15 protein-coding genes and 1 pseudogene are annotated in these 19,632 nt (G+C 33.5%); 15 read left to right on the forward strand and 1 reads right to left on the reverse strand.

The annotated features are described in order from the left end of the window. Positions 1-592 precede the first annotated feature (592 nt). The 4 genes from DS745_RS21335 (at position 593) to DS745_RS21350 (ending at position 3,775) form a co-directional block, all read left to right on the forward strand. On the forward strand, positions 593-1,372 hold the full coding sequence (locus tag DS745_RS21335; protein WP_129080276.1) for a DUF4230 domain-containing protein: 780 nt from the start codon (positions 593-595) through the stop codon (positions 1,370-1,372). A 172-nt stretch (positions 1,373-1,544) separates the two neighbouring features. Beyond that, entirely contained in the window at positions 1,545-1,919 is a 375-nt protein-coding gene (locus tag DS745_RS21340) for a YkvA family protein (protein ID WP_241657924.1), read from the forward strand. Between the two features lie 164 nt (positions 1,920-2,083). Continuing rightward, the gene (locus DS745_RS21345; RefSeq protein ID WP_277750951.1) at positions 2,084-2,620 is read left to right on the forward strand and encodes a type I restriction enzyme endonuclease domain-containing protein; all 537 of its coding nucleotides are present in this window, start codon (positions 2,084-2,086) and stop codon (positions 2,618-2,620) included. An 81-nt stretch (positions 2,621-2,701) separates the two neighbouring features. After that, entirely contained in the window at positions 2,702-3,775 is a 1,074-nt protein-coding gene (locus DS745_RS21350) for a hypothetical protein (RefSeq protein ID WP_129080279.1), read from the forward strand. A gap of 131 nt (positions 3,776-3,906) precedes the next feature. On the opposite strand, the pseudogene DS745_RS21355 reads toward DS745_RS21350, so the two are convergent. Beyond that, positions 3,907-4,654: pseudogene (locus DS745_RS21355) on the reverse strand (M48 family metallopeptidase). 162 nt (positions 4,655-4,816) lie between these two features. On the opposite strand from DS745_RS21355, the gene DS745_RS21360 reads away from it, so the two are divergent. The 11 genes from DS745_RS21360 (at position 4,817) to DS745_RS21405 (ending at position 19,621) form a co-directional block, all read left to right on the forward strand. Then, positions 4,817-5,164, forward strand: a complete 348-nt coding sequence (locus DS745_RS21360) for a hypothetical protein (protein WP_129080280.1) — start codon at positions 4,817-4,819, stop codon at positions 5,162-5,164. Between the two features lie 575 nt (positions 5,165-5,739). Beyond that, positions 5,740-6,969 carry an AAA domain-containing protein gene (locus DS745_RS25040; RefSeq protein ID WP_206662951.1) on the forward strand — a complete coding sequence of 410 codons (1,230 nt, stop codon included), beginning with the start codon at positions 5,740-5,742 and terminating at the stop codon, positions 6,967-6,969. A gap of 68 nt (positions 6,970-7,037) precedes the next feature. Then, positions 7,038-8,453, forward strand: a complete 1,416-nt coding sequence (locus tag DS745_RS25045; RefSeq protein WP_206662952.1) for an AAA domain-containing protein — start codon at positions 7,038-7,040, stop codon at positions 8,451-8,453. 38 nt (positions 8,454-8,491) lie between these two features. Continuing rightward, complete coding sequence (locus DS745_RS21370) at positions 8,492-9,169, forward strand: phage holin family protein (RefSeq protein ID WP_129080281.1); 678 nt, start codon at positions 8,492-8,494, stop codon at positions 9,167-9,169. 415 nt (positions 9,170-9,584) lie between these two features. Next, positions 9,585-10,976 (forward strand): reverse transcriptase domain-containing protein, encoded by a 1,392-nt coding sequence (locus DS745_RS21375; RefSeq protein WP_129080282.1) that lies wholly within the window; start codon positions 9,585-9,587, stop codon positions 10,974-10,976. A 93-nt stretch (positions 10,977-11,069) separates the two neighbouring features. Then, positions 11,070-11,546 (forward strand): hypothetical protein, encoded by a 477-nt coding sequence (locus DS745_RS21380; RefSeq protein ID WP_129080283.1) that lies wholly within the window; start codon positions 11,070-11,072, stop codon positions 11,544-11,546. 157 nt (positions 11,547-11,703) lie between these two features. Continuing rightward, entirely contained in the window at positions 11,704-14,274 is a 2,571-nt protein-coding gene (locus DS745_RS21385) for an MrcB family domain-containing protein (protein WP_129080284.1), read from the forward strand. Continuing rightward, a complete protein-coding gene (locus DS745_RS21390) occupies positions 14,237-16,702 on the forward strand; it encodes a DUF2357 domain-containing protein (RefSeq protein ID WP_338324559.1) in 2,466 nt (821 codons plus the stop codon). Before DS745_RS21385 ends, DS745_RS21390 begins: the two co-directional genes overlap by 38 nt. An 18-nt stretch (positions 16,703-16,720) precedes the next feature. Further along, positions 16,721-16,891 carry a hypothetical protein gene (locus tag DS745_RS25265; RefSeq protein WP_241657896.1) on the forward strand — a complete coding sequence of 57 codons (171 nt, stop codon included), beginning with the start codon at positions 16,721-16,723 and terminating at the stop codon, positions 16,889-16,891. Positions 16,892-17,086: 195 nt separating this feature from the next. Beyond that, on the forward strand, positions 17,087-17,338 hold the full coding sequence (locus DS745_RS21400; protein WP_129080285.1) for a hypothetical protein: 252 nt from the start codon (positions 17,087-17,089) through the stop codon (positions 17,336-17,338). Positions 17,339-17,521: 183 nt separating this feature from the next. Next, positions 17,522-19,621: a site-specific DNA-methyltransferase gene (locus DS745_RS21405; protein WP_129080286.1), complete on the forward strand. Its 2,100-nt coding sequence runs from the start codon at positions 17,522-17,524 to the stop codon at positions 19,619-19,621. Positions 19,622-19,632: the final 11 nt, after the last annotated feature.

Below are 19,632 nucleotides of genomic sequence, written 5' to 3' on the forward strand. Positions count from 1 at the left end.
AGAACGTTAATTAAATCCTTAGAAGAGTGACAACTCACAGTGTGAAATTGTAAAAAAGTATATTTTAAGCTGTTTTTTACTGATCTCATATGTAAAAGTACGTAGAGGAGCAAATGGTGATCACCGTTTGTTCCTTTTTAGGAAAGCACAATAAAATGGCATAAGTATATAGATCAATGGAATATGTTTAATTCAAAAATTAGAATGTTTTAGATGTTATTTTTGTAATATTATGTTGAAGAATGTAAGAGCGAATGGTAAATTTAAACAGTGAGGAGATGTTATTAGGGGGGAACTAACTTGAGTTTAAAATAGGGGTTTTAGAGAATTTTGTTCTTACAAGCAAAGAGTTACTGTAGATATTATATTGGATGTATTGTTTTCTGATATACCATCTAGTTCGTTTATCGATTTTATTGCCCAAACCACAATTCAACGAGAAATCTCTTCCTAATAGTCGAAATAATATAGTAATAATTTAAGTATATGAATATAGTAAAAAACTTTTATATTTATTCAAATAAATCCTCACAAAATAGATTAGTGGATTAAAAGGACAAGCATTGTAGGTAAATATGGAAGGTGAGAAAAAATGGATACAAATGGAGAAATCCTCGAAGAAAAAGACAAAAAAATTGCACAGCTTGAAAGACAATTAATAGAATTTGAATTAAAGGAAGCACGACAACAAATTGCTGCAACTATTGCGGTAGATCATAACTCAAGTTCTTTTTCTCTACCTAAAGGGATACTCAAATATTTCTTAAAAGCAGGTCGATTGAAGATAATTTTGGCCATTGTCATCCTTGTTTTTTTAGTTGTCATTACTGCAGTAGGAATTAGGCTAATTGCCGGAAATGCCTTAAAACAAAATTCCATTACGATTGTTGAACAGGTTCAAGAGCTTGCAACATTGGCAACAGCTAAAGCTCATACGAAAGCAGTTATACAAGAAAAAGATAATAAGATCTTCTCAAAAGACATTTCTATTAATCTACCCGGAACAAAGCGAGAAATTCTATTTATTGTACCTGGAACGATTATTGCTGGTGTTAATTTGAAAGGTGTTACTTCAAGGGACATGGTTATAAATGAAAAAACAAAAGAAATTGATATAACCCTTCCTCGTGCAGAGCTCATTCAGGATGCATCATTACAGATGGATAAAAAATTAATCTATGTTAATGGTGGACTTTTCACTGGTGATTTTAAATTGGATGACGGGTTTGACTTAGTCGCTAAGGCACAAGAGCAAATTCGTGAAGATGCCATCTCGGTTGGTTTATTTGATACTGCAGAGCAAAATGCAGAAAATGCGTTGAAGGGATTTTTTAAGAATATTGGTTATAAGGTAAATGTCACGTTTAACTAGTATGTAATCTACTAACCATTGGAGTGGTTTCATGTTGAAAAATCTATTAAAAAAGAAAAAGGACCTTGACGAATTATCCTCATCGACTTTGAATGAAATTGAGAAAATTGAAATTGAGGAAGAACTAGTTGCTGATTTACAAGATGAAGTTGAAAAACTCAAGGCTGAAGATATAAACCAACACGAAAAGCATTTCTCAGAGGAAAGTTTTTGGACTAAGGTTCAAAAATTTTCTAAAAAAGCTGGCACTTCTGTGGTCTACGCCGTTCTTTTACTGTATTACACGCTTCAAAAGCCAGACGTCCCATTAAAAGTTAAAGCTATTATCACTGGGGCTTTAGGTTACTTTATTTTACCTCTAGATATTATACCCGACATAGCAGCTGGAGTAGGATATGCTGATGATCTAACTGTTGTCATATTCGCTTTAGTTCAAGTAGCTTTATTTGTGGATGATGAGATTAAAAAACAAGCCAAACAGAAGCTTAGAGATTTATTTGGTGAGAATGTAGATACAACTGAGGTTGATAATAAACTATTTAAATAAAGATGATTTGTCTGTTTCCCATGTTATTTTCTTAGGTTTCAATAAGAACTTTATTGGAGCTAGCTACATTTGCAAATAGTGCATGACCCCCAGTAACGCTTTAACTCACTGGGGGTCATGCACCCTATTTACATGCAACTTCCGTCGAAGTACTTCACGATTCTATTGACATCTTATCCAATAAATTCGAGAAGCGAATGGAAGAAACAAAAACAAATGAAGGTAAAGCAGCGGAAATGGAACATGCAATCCGTCATGAAATCAAAGTGAAGATCGAAGAGAACCCAGTGTATTATTCTTCTTTAAAAGAAAAGCTTGAGGAACTCATACAAGCAAGAAAGTCGAAACAAATGGATATTATTGATCTAGTTGAAGCTTTGCGTGAAAAGGTCAATGACATGCGTAATACTAGCCAAAAGAGTGAAGAACATGGAATGACGAGAGAGCAGTATCCATTTTATCAAATGGTAGAAAAAGAGCTTGGTGAAGAAGATCAAAATGCTTTAAAAGACTTAACTCATATACAGACTGAAATGATCCAGGATCAAGCAGTTATCGAATGGACTGAAAAAGAAGATGTAAAACGAGAAATGAGGAAGCGGATCAAACACCAGCTCCGATCCAGTAAAATAAATAAAGATAAGATTGAAGCATTGGCACAACGGTTGATGGATTTGGCGGCGGTGCACTATAAGAAATAGAGTGCTATTTTAAGATTTGTATTTATTTAGGCTATTTGTTAAAAAGAAGGATAATGTTAGTGTTTAGCAAGGAGGGAAAGGGTGGAAAACTTTATAAATTTTTTTAACTCAATAAATATAGTAAATATGGCAACAATTCTGTCGGTAATATTGGCAGTTGTCTTTTTTACTTATCAGGAATACAAGCGCAGAAGAGAACAACAGAAAGAAATACTTCAACTAAAAGATCAAATAATAAACTTAGTTATAAGAAATCATGTTAATAGTGGAGTTACTATAACTAAAATTGATTTGGAATCATTTGTAGAAGGCTTCGAGAAATTAAAAAATTGTAAACTAAGGTTGCAAATCGAAGACATTGCAAAAATGATATATGCCAAGGTTTATGAAAACGAGCATATACCTAGTGATACTAGATTGGAACTACTTAAGCATGTAGAAGAATTAATAGTGGAGCTTAAATATCGGATTACAACAGAGCGTGAGGGTGAAATTGAGCCATTATCGCTTAACATTACAAGAATTTCTACTTCGCTAATGATCTTTATTTTTATAATAACAATACAATTTCTAAATCCCGTAACTGATATTTCTGATCTAGGTAATTTTTATATTGGAGTAATTATCTCCTTAACAATCTTTACCCTAGTTTTTTTAAAACCGTTACTGGACAGATTTATTGACTTTATAGTTGATTTGTCTCTTCATACTCTTAGCCTTAAAAAAGCAAAAGTACCTCTAGGAAAAACCAAACCAGAGTTTAAAGTTTCTTTAACAGGTGTGGCTCCAACATCAGCAGATGAAAAAATTAAATTTGATGATTTTTTTACCGATAATAAAGAAATTAGAAAGATTTTAGAACAAAGAGTATTAATGGAAAGTTTGTTAAGACAAATTTATTACGTGGTGACGAATGAAAACACTAGTATCCCTGTTCATCGTATTACAACTAGCCTAGTAGAAAAAGAAATTATAGCTATTGGTTTGTCTAATGAAATAAAAATGTCTTATAGATTAAGCAGCTTTGTTATTCATGAAGGAAAGTTACCTTCTGAAGTTAATGGGTATAACCAATTGATTGATAACATGGAAAATATATCAAATTTCCTTTATAAAATTTTAATGAATTACAAAAATGAAAAAAATTCAGCTTGATTGTTATTAATTAGAGTAATTGTTGAAGAAAGTATAGTCAAAAAGCTAACATAAACAAAGTCTGAAATAAATCTTGTTTTTGTTAGCTTTTCTTTTTTAAATACAACCCATAAAAATAATTTATAAGTACACTATAAAGATAATAATGGCCCCTTATTTCTCAGCAATTCTTTTCGCTGTTCATAATCAGGTAAAACTGCTCGGACGAATTGCCAATAATCCTTTGAATGGTTTGAGAGCTTAAGGTGCGCTAATTCGTGAACTAGTAGATAATCAATAATAGGCATTGGCGACATCATAATTCTCCAATTAATATACTGATCCATCTGCTGTACATGTACCCCATCTCAGTTTTTGTTCCTTAAGCATTACTTTGATAGGTTGAACACCCATTTTTGGAATATATATGTTTAAACGATCGTCAATTTTCTTGCTGCCATGAGTGATGTACCATTTTTAAAATAAAAGGGATAGCTTCTCTCTTTATTCTGTTGCTTCAAGATCAGTCGGTATATGAGTCATAAAGCGACCGTTTTTAAATTGTAAGTGCGGATTTTTTACTGCTTCATTTTTATGTACCTTTAACCGATAATGCCTTCCTAAGTAAGGAAATTTTTCTCCACTAACAAACTCTTTCGGCGCTGGTGGACCCTCAATTTTATTAAATTCATTCCATTTTTTTAGTATCCATGAAGCTTTTTTATAAAGGATATCATCCAATTGGTCAGCATCTAGATTTTTAGGTGCAATTACTTTTACACCATTGATCCATTCGACTGAAATTGAAACATCACTTTTAGGTGAACAGTATTCGAGATCATAATCAATAGTAGTAGTACCATACTTATAACTAGGCATAAAATACACCTCAACTTTCATGATCAAATTTTATACTCTTTTGATTATATTGGCAACATTCCTTAATATAAAAAATGCAATCTAATGCTAATGTTGAATTTCAAAGTGTTATGAAAATTTAATGTTAAGTAAAAATCTATTTGGTTATAATTGGATTAAACATAATATATGGAGGAGAGGAAAATGAAGGTACCAAAACGTTTTATTAAGAGACCCACTACAGTAAGTGGGGGAGGGTTTGAAAATGGTATTGAAAAGTATGGATACAATAACAATGAGCAAAAAGAAAAGGTTCACTTAGATTTTGATCAACCTTTATTAGATTTAGAGGATGAAGAAACTTGTAATAGAATTCTTGCTGAATTTGAAGAGAAAAAGAGAGAGAAAGAAAGAAAACAACGAGAAGACATTGAAAGAAACAATAAATTAATTAAAAAAATGGGGGAAAAGTATAGGCAGATAAAAGAAGATAGACCTAATACTCAAAGTTTTTTTAGTTACATTGATCAAAAGAAATCTGACACACATTAATGATTATTTTTGTAACTCTTTTGAGAACAGGGTAATTCGGAAACCATTTGAAAATATCTATTAAAGTTATTTACTGTCTACCGTGGTATAAATCCATATTGCTACCAAATACATCTGACTAAATTTTGTAAGGGCAACAAAAAACCCATTTTATTAACCAAATCAAAACTTGATCTGTTTTAACCAAATTTAAATTTCTTGCCTTGACAGGCAGAGGCTAGATGTACATAAATCTCTACAAAAATTTTAATAAATCAAATTATAGCTCTAATTAAGGTGAACAAAGCTACACTCTATTTAATGAATACTTCTACAATCGGCACACAACACACGTGGTGTGCGGAAACATAGCTAGGTCTATCATAGGAAATCCAAATGATCTAGCAAAGTATTTCTATCAATTTACCATTTTATAAACAGAGATATCGAATAAGAGAAAAGAACAAACTAAATCAGGTTTGTTCTTTTTCTTATATCCTACGGAATAAAATGGAAAAAACAGTCGAATTATAGTACTATATTAGTAATGTAATAAGTTTCTAGAGTTGGATATTTAAGTTAGAGGTGCCCCTACAGTGAATAAATTATATCATCTCATACTAGTAAAAAAAGAGGATAAAACGGAAAATATCGAGTACTGTAAATATGAGAATGGCAAATGGTCCGTTAAGTATTGCAACACTAACAGAACCTATAGCTATAACTACACAAGTGTTGAATGGTACAAGGATCCTAAAATCCTAGATGAGAAAACTACGATTGTTTATGAGAACAATCAACCAATCTCAGGAATTACGAGTATATTAAATTTTGGTCCTTACATAAGGTTATTGTTTAAAACAGGTTATCAGAAGGTGTACCCTAGTTCTTCAATCATCATTGAACAAACTGCCCTTACCAATCCTAATGCAAAAAATACATTTGAGTATCTGAAAAAGCTTGCAGAGCATGTAAGTGTGAAGGTGGATGGCCAGACAAGTTTATTAAGTAAGTTGTATCAGGATTTATTGACCATAAGCCCTAATAGTGTATTAGCTAGTTACATAGAAGGCAAACCCTTTCGGTCCGAAAAAAACATCCCTCAAGTTTTATTTCCATTTGGTTTTAATTTAAGCCAAAAGTCAGCAACTGAAAGAGCAATGACAGAGCAGGTGAGCGTTATTGAGGGACCGCCTGGAACCGGGAAGACACAAACAATCTTAAACATTATTGCCAATGCAATTATCAATGGAAAGACGGTTGCAGTTGTTTCAAATAATAACTCTGCAACTGCAAATGTCCTAGAAAAGCTTGAGAAACACGGAGTGGATTTTATAGCTGCCTATTTAGGGAGTAAGCAAAATAGAGAGCTATTTTTCGCTTCGCAAAAAACTACATATCCAGAAATGACTGGCTGGACCTTGCCTAAAGAAGAATATCAATCTATGAAGGCGAATTTAAAAGAGGAACAGCGGAAGTTGAACGAAATGCTTCGATACAAGAATAAGCAAGCGGTATTAAAAGAGGAACTTTCTACTTTGCAGACTGAGTATCAGTACTTTAAATCTTATTATCAGGAGTCTAACTTCCCTCCACTTGATATACAGTCTCTATCTAAGCTACCGACAAGAAAGTTACTAAAACTTTTGGTTGAATATAAACAACAACTTGAGGAAGGTTCGATTTCTCTTAAGCAAAAACTATATAACCTAATTGCTTACCGAATATATGACTTTAAGATTTATAAGCTACCTCCAGAAGCTGTCATTTCCTATATTCAAAAGGTTTATTATGATACGAAAATTTATGAACTAAAAAACATATAAAAGAACTAGATGATAAACTCGAGAGCTATAGCTTTGATGATGCGATGAAAAAATATAGCAGTGACTCTATGAAGTTGTTTAAGGCTAGACTTGCTGATAAATACAGTGGAACGAATAGAAGAGCATTTTCTTCGAATGACCTGTGGAAGAACTTCGACGCCTTCATTTACGAATACCCAGTTATTTTAAGCACCACGCACTCTTTACGGAATTGTGCAGCAAAAAATTATCTCTTTGATTATGTATTGATAGATGAGGCTTCACAGGTTGATATTGTTACAGGTGCTCTAGCGTTATCTTGTGCTAGAAACGCTGTTATTGTTGGTGATTTAAAACAACTTCCAAACGTAGTGCCTACTGAATTATCTAAACTTACAACGAGAATTTTCGAATCTTTCAACCTTAACGAGGCATATCACTTTGCTAATCATAGCTTATTATCGTCAATACAAACTCTGTACAAAGTTCTTCCAAAAACTTTATTAAAAGAGCATTACCGTTGTCATCCAAAAATCATTGGGTTTTGCAATCAAAAGTTTTATAATAACGAGCTGATTGTTTTAACCGACGGGCAAGAAACCGATAAACCACTATTGTTATATAAGACCGTTAAAGGTAATCATGCACGAGGAACGTTTAATCAGAGGCAAATTGATGTGATCTTTGAGGAAATTATTCCGGCGAAAGCAGATCCTACTAAACAGTCATTAGGAATTATCTCGCCATATCGTATGCAAGCAGAAGAAATCCAAAAAGTTATTGGAACGAGAAATATTGATGCTGACACTGTTCATAAGTACCAGGGGCGAGAAAGGGATATTATCATTCTTACTACTGTAGCAAATGAGGTAGAGGTTAGCGACTTCGTTGATGATCCGAATTTAATTAATGTTGCCGTATCTAGAGCAGTAGATAAGTTAATTATCGTTGTTGCAGCTGGCAGCGAGAACTGGAAAGGAACTAATATTGGAGACTTAGTCAGGTATATTCAATACAATAACTTCGAAGTTATCGAAAGCAAGATTTACTCTGTATTTGACCTGCTTTACAGAAGTTACTCCAATAAGCTTTTGGAAGTATTGAAGAATAATAAAAAGGTATCTACATTTGCATCAGAAAATCTAATGAATACAGTGATTGAAAATGTATTGAGTTTACCAGAATTCCACACCTTAGGTCATGTACTTCACCAACCTTTACGGATGCTAATTAAAGATCCAACAAAACTTACAGTAGATGAACGGAAATATGCCATGAACATCTTAACGCACACTGACTTTGTGATCTTTAATAAACTAGATAAGATGCCAGTCTTAGTAGTTGAAGTAGATGGACATGCCTACCATGCAAATAATCCCGTCCAACTTAAACGGGACGAAATGAAAGATGCGATCCTAACTAAGTATGGTATTCCAATTATTAGGATGAAAACTACGGGTAGTGGAGAAGAGGATAGGTTGAGAGAACTGTTGTTAAAGGGTTGAGTTGGATGCTCCCTCTAAGGAAAGAAAGGGTGATTTTTATGAAGAGAAATTTAAGTATAATTGAAGTATTGGGTTTTATTTTTATAGCACTAGGGTTTTTAATCCCACTTGTTACGGATCCTAAATTAGGTACAGACTATGCACAAACAGCAGCACCTTTCCTCTCTACAGCAGCTTTTTTGTTGTTATACTCTGCCAATAAGATGCAAAAAGAAGAGCTAGGTTTACAGAGGAAAGAGCTTGAATTACAAAGAGAAGAATTAAAACAGACAAGAGAAGTCTTCAAAGAACAAGAATACACTATGGATTTACAAAGAATAGAGAACACTTTTTTTAATTTAAATTCGCTAAGGTTAACAATCATTGACAATATAAATTATGGTAGTGAAACGGGACTCAAAGCTATGCAGAATGTTGTCTATAGTATTGAATATAACCCAACTTATTTTGAGTCTCTTAAGGGAAATATAATTATATACGTTAATTGTATATATTCTATTCTTAAGACTTTAGATTCATCCAAGCTAAAAGAGGTAGATAAAGAGAGTCTGTTAAATACATTAGTTTTACAAATGACCATGAATGAGTTGAAATTCATTAACATTTATTTAAATAACACGACTGTAGATACAAAGTCTGATAAAAGACATAAGATTAACACCTATTTTAATGGTTACTGTACTGAATTAAGTAACGAAAAAATTATTTTTAATTAAATAGATTTGGAAATTTAATTATCGTTGTTAATATTGCACTTATTTATTCTGGTACATGGATTGTAGAAACTTAAAGTAAAAATAATGAAAATCTACTAAATATACTATAAAACTTGCATGTTTTGTAACTATTTGGTAAAATTTGAATGTCTTATCTAATTAGTGATAAGAGGAGAAGGTTTCGTATTGTCAAGCTTGACAATATATATGATTAGCTTAATAACTAACATCGCCACCAGGTCGATAGTCATGTCTGCAAGCATAATCTCAACTCCTTCCACAATCATATATGCAATTATTTGTTTAATTTGATTGTAACATTTAAGTGAGAAAGTATTAGCCCTACTAAGTAATAGTGATGCAAATAGTAGTATTATTATTTAGTCGAGATCGTGTATGCTAGGGAGGTTTTCTGTTGAAACAGAGTAATAGGCTAAAATTACATAGTCTCCCCAGCTCTTCACAACTAGACCCAAAAAGGTATAGAGCAAAGGGGTATCTTCATTTTGATAGTAAAATAAAAATTGAGCATGTTAGCAATAAAATCCAAGATCAAGAATGGGTTGCAAAACATGCCTTTTTACCATTTATTCATTATAAAATAAAGCAAAGTAAATACACTGTTCAACCAGGAGTTACATCAAAAGTATTAAGAACCTCCCAAAACAAAAATTTATTAAAATATAAAAAGACAAAAGAAAGACTCATATATTATTCATCTCATTTAGATAGTTATATTTACAAGTATTATGGTGATATGTTAAATGAGTCTTATAATAGATTTGCCACGGAAAATGGTATAGATGAAATTGCTATTGCTTATAGAAATAATAAGCAAGGAAAAAACAACATTGATGCTGCGAAGGAAGTATTTAAGTTTGTCCTAGAAAACGAACGGGCTTTGATTATATCCTTAGACTTCACTAAATTTTTTGATACGCTAGACCACAAAGTTCTTAAAGAAAACATAAAAAAAGTATTAGGTCTAAGTACTCTACCAACTGATTTTTATAAGGTGTTTAAGAGTATCACTAATTTCAGTTATATCGATAAATTGTTGATAGATACTTATCTTATTGATAAATATGGAAAGGATCAATTAATAAAGCTGAAACAGAAAGGTTCATTAAAAAAAGTGATGGATGCCTCTGAATTTAGGCAATTCAAAAAAAATAATATTAGAATTCATAAATTAGGCTACGGTATTCCGCAAGGATCGGGAATGAGTGCTGTTTGTTCTAATGTTCATCTTATTGAGTTCGATATTAGATTAAGAGATTGGGCACAGGACTATAATGCTTTGTACAGAAGATATTGTGATGACTTAATTCTTGTAATTCCTTTAGAAAAAAACAAAACCACATGTGGTAATACATTGGTTTCAGAAGTTTACGATATTATTAAAGATTTTAATGATTTAGTCATACAAGAGGAAAAAACAGAGTTACGTATATTCGAGAACGGCATTATAAAAAATATCTATAACCAGCCTGATAAGATAGATTATTTAGGATTTTTGATGGATGGTAGTACTATTAAGCTTCGGGAGAAGAGCGTATTTAAATACTACAGTCGTGCATATAGAAAAGCAAAAATATCTAAAGAAGCAACTAAAGTGAGAGGTATAAAAACATTCCGCAGTAAGTTGTATAAATTGTATACTCATCTAGGTTACAATTATAAAGGCTATGGAAATTTCATATCATATGCGCAAACCGCCCATGAAAAAATGGCCGATTTACCTATTAAAGTTATAATTAAAAATCAAACTCGAAGACACTGGACAAAAATTCAAAGTAAATTGTAATAACTTGTATCCTAACATAATATTAAGGACCAGGGAACAAACTCCGTTTTGTTCTCTTCTTCTTTACATAATCTTTAAAATTGGAGCTTATTTATGAAAAGAGAAAAACTTAGTAACAATATCTTGTACAATCAAGTTAGATATAAAAATTTGAGGAGTAGGGCAGGAGATGAGTTGAAAATTTTAGAGGAATACTTTGGTAAAAATTTCACTTCTGAAAGATTGAAATATCAATCAATATTATTTCATTTAACTGCCTACCAAAAGGAAATCTCGTATTTTGGCCTTAGAGGCGTCTTTGTTGGAGTAATAGCGGCTATATTAACTTACGGATTTAACACCGTTATTCTATCTGAAATTTTAAAAGTTAGCGAAGAAACTAAATTAGCAGGGTTTATAACAGCTATACTATCGACCATTATTTTTGTTTTGATCTTTTACATTACATTATGGGAGCCATTTTCTATAGATAGGAAGAGAAGGGATCAATTATATATTAATGAATACATGATTGAGTTGGTTAAAGACAAAATTAATACTATAGATTCTATGGAAAATAGAATTGTATAACTGACTAGAGCCTAGAGCTCTTTTTTCTTTTGGAATTATTTCCCTCAACACACTAATAATTGAAGGGTTTTTCACAAATTACTCGAATTAACTTATATAATGTAGAATTTTCGTATACAAAGATAAATAGAGTGTAGTGTAAAACTAGGAGGAACCAATGCTGGAGAAGATCTTATTTGAACTTGCTAAAAGGACAAGTGTTGTTAAAACTTTGTCTTCAAATAAACCAAACTGGATTACAAAAGTAGATGAAAATGGAATATATGTTGAAACTGAGTCATCTCGCCAAAAGCATCAAAACGGAGAAAAAACGAATCCATGGGATGTAATATCCTTTGATTTTATAACAACTGCCTGGCAGGAGTTTATTAGTCAAAGAACAGCAAATGCAAATGACTTTGTTAAGACAAGGGGTAGGACTTCTTTCTTGATGGCTTTGTTTGCTGAGTTGCCGTTTGTAGAGGTTGTTACCAAGGATCAAGCTGCTGCGATTCAGCTCAAAGAGTTTAAAACCGATGACCTACCCAACGAACAGTTTCATAAGGTAGTTGAGTTCCTAGACGAAGTAATAGAAGGAAAATATGATCCTTTAAAGCTTAGTAGCCAACTTAAAGATAATGACAACTTGTATCGTAATAAAAGTAGGGGACGTCAAGATCTAAGGTTACTTGGTTTTCTTGATGATCGTCACGAAAAAAATGATGTGGCATTTCATATGTATGCAATGTCAGAAGAGCATGAAAAGGTCCTAGTACTAAGAAATATCATTGAGCATACTCCTTACTTCCGTATTGCCTTATTCGTTCTTGAACTATTAAAAGACTTCGCACCTAGAGATAAAAAAGAAGCACTTCTTGAATTAGGGATGCTTATAGTTCGGAACTCAAAAGCGGATAATTTAATGGTCGAATCCGTCGCCAAAGAACGGACAACCAATCTGCTCAAGTGGCTAGAGAGCGTTCATCTGGTTGATGAAAACTGGGTACCGATAGAGAATTCGAGGGAGATAACAGCGGTGAATAGTAAATTACAACAATACTTTTTACATATCATGAACACCTATTTGAAAGCAAAGACAGAACCTTTTGGTGAACATCCTCTTGGCTCTGTTATGCGGCAAGACTTAACTTCAGAGATAAGAAATTTACCTTTTATAAATGAAGACTATGTTGTTTCTGGGTCAGTTGGTATGGGAAATTGGGCTGCTGTTCCGTGGCTTGCAATTATGCATAGATCAATAACCACCTCGACGCAGCGTGGTTACTATTTAGTGTATTTATTTAGTGAAGATATGAATAGTTTGTATTTAACATTTGCTCAAGGGATTACTGAAACCCCTAAAGAGGAAATTATTCAAATAAAAGAAGAAATTCGAACCCAAATAGAAATGAAGGAATCAGTACATAAAGATGATCAGATATACTTAGGTCCATCTAAAAAAGCTAAAGATTATGCTTTTTCAACTGCTGCATATATTAGATACGACATACCGGCAATGCCAGATGAAAAAGAACTTGTTCAGGATTTACAAGACATGATTGGATACTATGAGAAATATATAGAATTGAAGAGTCACTACCCTGACAACGCTCCTCAGATTGAAGTACATGAGGAGCAAGAAGAAATAATGCCTATGCAGGATGTTGTAAATCATATTTATTCCTATATCACCAGCAAAGGTTTCTATTATGAAAAAGAGGAAGTAACGAATTTGTTCCTTGCGTTAAAAACAAAGCCGTTCGTAATTATCTCTGGTATCTCTGGTACTGGTAAGACAAAGATTGTACAGTGGCTTGCCGAGAGTGTAGGAGCAACCGAACGGAATGGACAGTTCACGCTTATACCAGTGAGACCTGATTGGAGTGACGGCTCTGATCTACTAGGGTACGTCGATATTAGTGGCGTGTTTAAAGAGGGCCCTTTAACGAGGATTGTTGAGAGTGCTATTAGTAATCCTAATCGCCCTTACTTTGCTCTTCTAGATGAGATGAACTTGGCTCGTGTTGAACATTACTTCAGCGATATTTTAAGCGTAATGGAAAGTAGGAAACGTGAGAACGGTCAGCTAGTTTCGTCGCCCTTGCTATCGAGGGAGCTAACTGGCAGAGACATTTACCTGCCTTCAAACCTATACATTATTGGTACAGTTAACATGGATGAAACAACGCATCCCTTCAGTAAAAAAGTATTAGATCGTGCGAATACAATCGAATTTAATCGAGTGAAGCTAGAACATTTTCAGTTCTTAATAAATAACGAACCCGTAGATCCAGTAACTCTACACAACGATGTATTTACGGCTACTTTCTTACATATACAAGATGTATTTAATCATAACCAAGAGGTGGTTGAGAAATCAACGGAAGTTCTAGTAGAAATAAATGATGTACTGCAGCTGCTTTTTGCTCATGTAGGCTACCGTGTCCGTGATGAAATTTGTTTTTATCTAGCTCATAGCCGGGAAGGGAAATTAATGACGGACGAGCAGGCACTAGATCATTGTATCCTGCAAAAAATTCTTCCGAGAATTGCGGGTAGTGATACGAGAGTAGAGCGTGTGTTAAAAGAGTTATATAAGATTTTTACCAATAAACGAATTGATAATATAAGTACGATCACTCAAGATAATCTTGCGAGTGCTAAGTATCCGAAGAGTGCTGAAAAAGTAGTTGAAATGCTTAGGAGGTTAGATGACGATGGCTTTACTTCCTTCTGGCTCAGCTCATGAGGAAGTCGAGCTAGTCGTAATTGACACTGAGATTTGTTCAGTTGTAATTAAGGGGCGCCCTTTTCACCCGAAATATGAAAGCTTACAACATTACCTTAGTATGGATTTTCATGATCTGATGCAATTAGATGTACATGGTGAGGGACTTAAAGAAGTTCGTGTCTTTGATGTGGGTACTAGAGAGTTAGTACCCCACACTCATCATCGTCCAATCTTCTTTGAAAATAGTGTTTATCAAGTGATGGTGTTCCCCAAACATGACGAAGATCTTATTTTTCATCATGAAAATCCGTCACTTAGAAGAGCAGTTACCCCTCTCTATAATCAAAAGATCTTGGCTGGGAACTTGCATTTTCAAAATGATATTGGCCTTTCGACGTTCGAGATCCGTGAAGAAAATAAGACTATTTTAGAAGTAACGTTAGAGGTATTTCCTTCAAAGTTAGATTACAAACGAGACTATCAGAAGTTATTAGAAGAGGTAAATGACGAAATCTATAATCTGGCTTACCATTTCATTAAGAAGACCTATCTTGGTGCAAAAACGAAATTAGATGGAACTCCGTCTTTAGCGGAGTTTTACCGACTTATTAGTGTTCATTTTGCAACGTTTTTAGATGCCATACATCGAATTGAACGACAACCTCATCATAAGCTAGTGAAAGTTCATGAAAAAAAGCGTGGGGATCAACTACAAAGACTAGATACAAAAGGACGAGCTTACCTAAGGAAGAGAGCACATGTTTTTGTCGACGTAGAAAATGGTATCCGAATTCAGGAACGAACATTAATGCCTACCGAAGGCTTAAAGATGAAAAAAACGCTAACTTACGACACAACCGAAAATCGCTATGTTAAGTGGATGATGGGTAGGTTGTTACAGAAGTTAGAACTACTGCACCAAAAGCTATCAACAAATCATCGTAGGCAAGAGGTTGAACTAGATCAAGAACTGTTTTCAAAAATTGACACAATGATCAAAGAGATAAAAATGAAAAGAAAGAATGTATTTTGGAGAGACATTGGTAGTCTAGATCGATCGGTCATGAGTTTAGTATTACAGATGGCTCCAGGTTATCGTGATGCGTTTAAAATCTATTTGACCGTTTCAAAAGGCCTCTCATTGCAAGGTAAGCTCTATCAAATGTCAGTAAAAGATGTTGCTACGTTATATGAGTACTGGACATACCTGAAACTCGGTCAAATCCTAGCACGTAAATATGAACAAGTCAGCCAAGACATCATTAAAGTGAGTAGGGACGGTTTATACGTGAACTTAGAGTCAAATACAACCGCTAGACGAGTATTTAAACATCCAATTACTAACGAAAAAATAGAGCTAACATACCAAAAGAGAGAAGGAAATCTTCCAACTGTCCAACAAAAGCCAGATGTCATGTTAACAATTGCGAAAAAAGGGAAGGACTATGCCTTTAACTATATATTTGATGCCAAATACCGAATTGATTTTGCTGCTGAGAATACGTATTATGGTAGCCGCTACCAAACAGCTGGTCCGTTAGAGGAAGACATTAATACCATGCATAGGTATAGAGACTCCATCGTTGTAAAACAAAACGGTCCATATGAACGGAACGCCTTTGGTGCCTATGTCTTGTTTCCGTGGGGTGATGAGACATCCTATCAAAGCCATGATTTCTATAAGAGTATTGGCGAAGTAAATATTGGCGGGTTACCGTTCCTACCAAATGCAACTGATCTAGTTGAAAGGCTTGTGGAACACCTTATTGACAAGAGTCCTGAAGAAATACTTGAAGAAGGAATATTACCAAGAGGTGTAAAAGAAGAATGGATTTCATCACTAGATGATAAAGTCTTAGTAGCTGTCGTCTCCTCAAAAGATCAATATCAAAAATCCATGCATAATCGTACTCTAACAATACCTAACGAACACTTAAAGAAGGGGTGGCAAGAAGCTAGTTACTTAGCGCTGTATATTAGCAAAGAAACTGGGCTACAAAACGGAATAAAATACTATGCGAAAATAAATTCAGTTGAAGCCAGAAATAATTCAATAGCATTTAGTACAGATGTGTGGGAAGAGCTCAGTGTACTTATTAAACCAGTCAATTATGGTGTAGCAGCTAGTGCGATAACAACATTGAATCAGTTAAGAGAAGCTAAAGAACTTCCAGAGCTATTTATGAAGTCTGCCGACGAGCTGGTAGTGTGGAGAATGTTAAGAAGAGTTTCCGATCAAATTAAGGTGGATTTAGATAATCCTAAAATTGATAAAGCCGATAGGGTCCATTCATATAAGATCAAGGATTTAGAAGTAAGGTTTAGATATGATACGATGGAGATTGAAATTATAAAGGGGCAATTAACTAATACTATAGTGTTTGATACTTTGCAAAAACAGCCGACTTTTGTATTTAAGACGATAACAAGTGAATTGCAATCATAATAAATAGGGGGAGACATTTTGAAGAGATTATGTGTAATCCCATGCGGATCAAAAAAGATATGGAGTAAACACCCAAATAATGGTCCAACTATTGCTAGGGATGTATATGTTGGCAGCTTCGGAAAGGCTTGCCAAAAATATGCAACAACTTTCTTTAGTGATTGGGTAATTCTCTCAGCGAAATATTGATTTTTGTTTCCTGATGAATTGACCCCAAAAAATTATGACGTTTCTTACAATACGAAATCAAGTGAAGTAATAACTTTGTCTAAGTTAAGAAAAATTAGTCTATCCATTAAATAGGTTGGAAAGGGATAGGTTATAATGTTGTAGAAATTGAATAATGCTGTGAGGGAAAAGAAAGAAGTCAACAAATAAGTTATAATGAATAAAACTGCCCCGGTCGTAACAGAGTTTGTTAATTTGGTTAAATTAAAGCAAAAACAAAAATTAAATCAGAGCTACATTGCTACGAAGGATAACACAAAATTTGTGGGATTAGATCGTTTAGAAGAACAGATACACGATCAAGTAAAAGAAGGTGTGCATGCCCCAATAATTCAAGAATTCCAATGCTTAAGAGAGGTTGCTTTGGTAACTATGACAAGTATAGTAGCTGAATTTGGATCTTTTTAAACGGTTCAATCCAAAACATTTGATGGCGTATACTAAGTTGGCCCAAGTGAAGTTCTAGAGGTGAGCTTCGAAGACAATCCTGGACCGGGTTTTGTATTTCCGCTGTTGGATTGGGAAGGAATATGTAAAAATTAAAGTGGATTATTATCTATATCTACTATTTTTCTAAAAGGAGTGTAAAACTTGTTAAAAGACAAATTAAGATACAATGAAGAAGTGAAACCCAATACTGCAATATTAATGGAATTAAAAGAGAAGCTTCCGGAATTTTTTACTGCTAATAAATATGATGAGGATGGAAATTTGATTGAAGAATGTAAGTTTGATCTGGAAAAATTCCAACACGCCTTAAAAGATAATAACATAAATACGCTGTCGAGTGGAAATCGACTAGAATTTATTGGGAAGGATTACGCAAAAAAACAAGTTGGAGAATCTTCAACAACAGTAATAGTTCCAGATAATGATCATAATAATGCAGAAAAAAATAAAAGAAGTAAGAATTTATTTTTTACGGGTGATAACTTAGAAGTATTACGTCATTTGCAAAATAATTATAACAATTTAATTGATATGATTTACATAGATCCTCCGTACAATACTGGTTCTGATGGATTTGTTTACCCTGATAAATTTGAGTACAGTGATCAAGTATTAAAAAATATGTTTGGATTGAACGATACAGAACTTAAACGTTTGAAAAGTATCCAAGGTAAAGCTACTCATTCCGCATGGTTAACTTTTATGTATCCAAGACTTTGGTTATCTAAAAGATTATTAACAGAAGAAGGTGTTGTTTTTATAAGTGTTGATGATAATGAACAGACCAATACAAAAATATTATGTGATGAATTATTTGGGGAAGGAAATTTTTTAGGGCAAATTATTTTACAAACAGCAACTGATAACAATCCAACACAAATTGCTACAGAACATGAGTATATGCTCTGTTATGCAAAAAATAAAGGGCTTTTAGAACCTTGGTATGCAAAAAGTCAAGGTGCTGAACAAATACAAGATAAATATAAAAGTTTAGTATCTAAATATGGAAGCGATATAGATACAATTCAAAAGGAATTAAGAACATGGATAAAAGTCAATAAAGACGAACTTCCTAGAGTAACGCATTATGACAATGTAGATCTTAAGGGGGTATTTCATGACGGGGATATTGCAAACACAAAATTTGGTGGATATGAATTTGAAATAATTCATCCAGTGACAAAAAAGCCGGTTAAAATACCACCAAAGGGATATAGATATCCTGAAAGTACATTAAGAGAAATGATTAAAAATGATGATATTGTATTCGGTAAAGATGAGACTGTGTTAATAAAACCCAAAAAGAGACTAGAAAATGTAAAAGATCTACTAAGAACCATAATTTATGAAGATGGTAGAACATCGACAAATAGAGTTAATCAATTAGTCGGTAAGGATGTTTTTAATAATCCAAAATCGGATCGAGTTTTAAAAAGATTATTAGAATTTGTACTTTCAAATAAAAAGGACTCAATCATATTAGATTTCTTTGCTGGGTCGGCAACTACAGCTGATGCTGTTATGCAATTGAACGCTGATGATAATGGGATGCGTCAATTTATTATGGTTCAGCTTCCTGAAAGAACATATTATATAAATTCAGATGGAATAAAAACCCCCAAAAAAGGGAGCGAATCAGCCTTTAAGGCTGGTTATATGTCTATCGATGAAATTAGTCGTGAACGTATAAAAAGAGCTAGTGAAAAAATTCAAGAAGAATCGGGATCAACACTTCCAGAAAATTTTGATGGAGGGTTTAAGCATTATCGGGTGGTCTCACCTGAGCAACCAACTTTGGATGATTTAGAATCGTTCGATATGGATACAGGGCAATTCATAGATAGTAGTGGTCGGTTAAAGTTACTTCTAGAAAGTGGATTTGATGATATGATTCAGCCTTTTTCATCAGAAGGATTGAAAGTTGATGGGAATTCAAGTGGTCAAGATACAATTAAAACAACTTGGCTTGTATCAGATGGTTATAAATTGGATATTGATGTTGAAAAAGTTGATTTAAAAGGTTATCAAGCATTTTACGTTGGTAGTAGTCGATTATATTTAATTAATGAACACTGGAGATCCGAACAAACTAGAGAACTTTTAAACATTATTGGTACTAATAAGTTAACTGTTCAAACTATTGTTATCTATGGTTATTCTTTTGATTTGGAAAGTATAAGGGAACTTGAGATTGGCTTGAAGCAACTAAATAGTAAAGTCAATTTGGTAAAAAGGTACTAGGGGGTAGAGAA

It is taken from the genome of Anaerobacillus alkaliphilus (genome assembly GCF_004116265.1).
GTDB classification, from domain to species: domain Bacteria; phylum Bacillota; class Bacilli; order Bacillales; family Anaerobacillaceae; genus Anaerobacillus; species Anaerobacillus alkaliphilus.

What these genes read in the sequence shown, in the direction of transcription:
- DS745_RS21335 (WP_129080276.1), top strand. Translation starts at nt 593, where the DNA reads ATGGATACAAATGGAGAAATCCTCGAAGAAAAAGACAAAAAAATTGCA.
- DS745_RS21360 (WP_129080280.1), top strand. Translation starts at nt 4,817, where the DNA reads ATGAAGGTACCAAAACGTTTTATTAAGAGACCCACTACAGTAAGTGGG.
- DS745_RS25045 (WP_206662952.1), top strand. Translation starts at nt 7,038, where the DNA reads ATGAAGTTGTTTAAGGCTAGACTTGCTGATAAATACAGTGGAACGAAT.
- DS745_RS21370 (WP_129080281.1), top strand. Translation starts at nt 8,492, where the DNA reads ATGAAGAGAAATTTAAGTATAATTGAAGTATTGGGTTTTATTTTTATA.
- DS745_RS21380 (WP_129080283.1), top strand. Translation starts at nt 11,070, where the DNA reads ATGAAAAGAGAAAAACTTAGTAACAATATCTTGTACAATCAAGTTAGA.
- DS745_RS21385 (WP_129080284.1), top strand. Translation starts at nt 11,704, where the DNA reads ATGCTGGAGAAGATCTTATTTGAACTTGCTAAAAGGACAAGTGTTGTT.
- DS745_RS21390 (WP_338324559.1), top strand. Translation starts at nt 14,237, where the DNA reads ATGACGATGGCTTTACTTCCTTCTGGCTCAGCTCATGAGGAAGTCGAG.
- DS745_RS21400 (WP_129080285.1), top strand. Translation starts at nt 17,087, where the DNA reads ATGAATAAAACTGCCCCGGTCGTAACAGAGTTTGTTAATTTGGTTAAA.